The organism is Streptomyces sp. NPDC007872 (genome assembly GCF_042868165.1).
Classification (GTDB): Bacteria; Actinomycetota; Actinomycetes; order Streptomycetales; family Streptomycetaceae; genus Streptomyces.
The window spans coordinates 45,312-47,057 of the sequence record NZ_JBIAEA010000015.1 but is presented as its reverse complement, the minus strand read 5'-3'; the positions used below and the strand labels follow the sequence as shown (position 1 = coordinate 47,057).

General features: G+C 68.1%; 2 pseudogenes. One reads left to right on the top strand and one right to left on the bottom strand.

Features of this window, described 5'->3' with window-relative positions:
- Positions 1-297 precede the first annotated feature (297 nt).
- A pseudogene (locus ACFYNX_RS33205) lies at positions 298-744 on the top strand (GTPase RsgA); the annotation flags it as partial.
- A 143-nt stretch (positions 745-887) separates the two neighbouring features.
- Here the strand turns inward: ACFYNX_RS33205 and ACFYNX_RS33200 are convergent.
- Positions 888-1,654, bottom strand: a pseudogene (locus ACFYNX_RS33200) (transposase family protein).
- Positions 1,655-1,746: the final 92 nt, after the last annotated feature.

The window sequence follows — 1,746 nt, the reverse complement described above, 5'->3', positions numbered from 1 at the left end:
CAGAGAGTTGGTCACGAGTCTCGTCCGGGATGCGCATACCACACCAACGAGCGCCAGCACGGGAAGCAACACCTTGATGATCTGCAAGCCCTTAGGGTTCTGCCCGGCCGCTCGTGAATGAGCGGTGATCAGTTCGCGGAGAAGAAGCAGGAGGTGAGGACATTGATGACTGTCACGGTGACGGGCTCTGCCCGCATTCAGGAGTTCATCGTTCCCACCTCCGTGGCCTCCGGCTGACACCCACTCGATCCGCGCGCTCGGAGCGCGCCGCCGGGGCCGCCCTTCGAAGGGTTCCCCTTGTCTTCCTCGCTTTCCCCCGGTTCCCCCTCCCCGCTCGACGCCCACGGCTGGGACTCCGGCTGGGCCGCCGCCTTCGCGCCGTACGCCGCCCAAGGACTCGTTCCCGGGCGGGTCGTCCGGGTCGACCGGGGGCAGTGCGACGTCGCCACCGCCGACGGGACCGTCCGTGCCGACACGGCGTTCGTGACCCCGCACGACCCGCTCCGGCTCGTCTGCACCGGTGACTGGGCCGCCGTCGACCCCGAGGGCGCCAGTGACCCCCGGTACGTGCGGGCGTGCCTGCCGCGCCGTACCGCCTTCGCGCGCTCCACCTCCTCCAAGCGGTCCGAGGGGCAGATCCTCGCCGCCAACGTCGACCACGCCGTCATCGCCGTCTCGCTCGCCGTCGAGCTCGACCTCGGCCGGATCGAACGCTTCCTCGCCCTGGCCTGCGAGAGCGCGAGTAATACGCGACAGTCCCCACCCGCACAGATGTAGTTCGGAGCGGCCAGATCCGTTCTCTCAACGGCACAGGAGCCTTGTGTGTTGCGGGACCCCAGTCCGTCACCCGATCAGTGGCCACTCTGAGAGAGCTCAGTGAACCTCTTTCATCCTGAATAGCTGCAGTTCAGGAGCGTTTGGACGGCTTGGACGATGGTGCCGATGCGGCGGGTGGAGCATCGGGCCCGGCGGAGGATGCGCCAGGACTTCAGCTGCGCGAAGGCCCGTTCCCCGGGAGCTCTCAGCCGCGCGTGGCCCCGGTTGAACTGCTGGTAGTGCTCCGGCTGTTCGCGGTTGTTCTTGTACGGAGTGCGGACAGTGGCGCCGGCACCCTGGTAGGCACGATCCGCGAGAACAAGGATCTCTCTGGTGAGGTAGGCCTGCATGATGTCGTGGGCGCGCGGGCCGCGGTTAGGTCGTGGGTGCGGCCGGGTGTCGCGCAGGAAAACCACAGGGGTGTGCCGTCGGGACGGGCGATGGCCTGTACATTCATGCCGTGCCGACGGTGCTTCAAAGAGTAGTACGGTGCGTCGGCGGCGATGCGGTCAATGGGAATCAGCATCCCATCGACGATGACGAAGTCGCCCTCGCCCAGTCCAGTCAGGGCCTCGTGTAAGCCCGGCGCCCACGCCGCGAGGACATCGAGGGTCTCGTCGACGTAGCGCCAGGCAGTCGTGGTCGAGGCACCGAAGCTGGCCGCGAGCTGGGCAAACATCTCGTTCTTCCGCAGGTGGGCCAACGTGAGGAGAGCCTGCTTGAAGCAACCGAGCCTTCTCCACGGCGAGTTCAGTTCACGCGTTCGAGCGTGGATCAGCCAGGAAACATGCTCGACCAGCTCGTACGAGACGTCGAGCACGGCAGGATACGGAACCAACAGAGCCCCCCGGTCGTGGGGGGGGGGGGGGGGGTGGGGGGGGGCGGCGCCCCCCGGGGGGGGGGGGGGGGCCGCCCCCCCCGGCGGGAGGG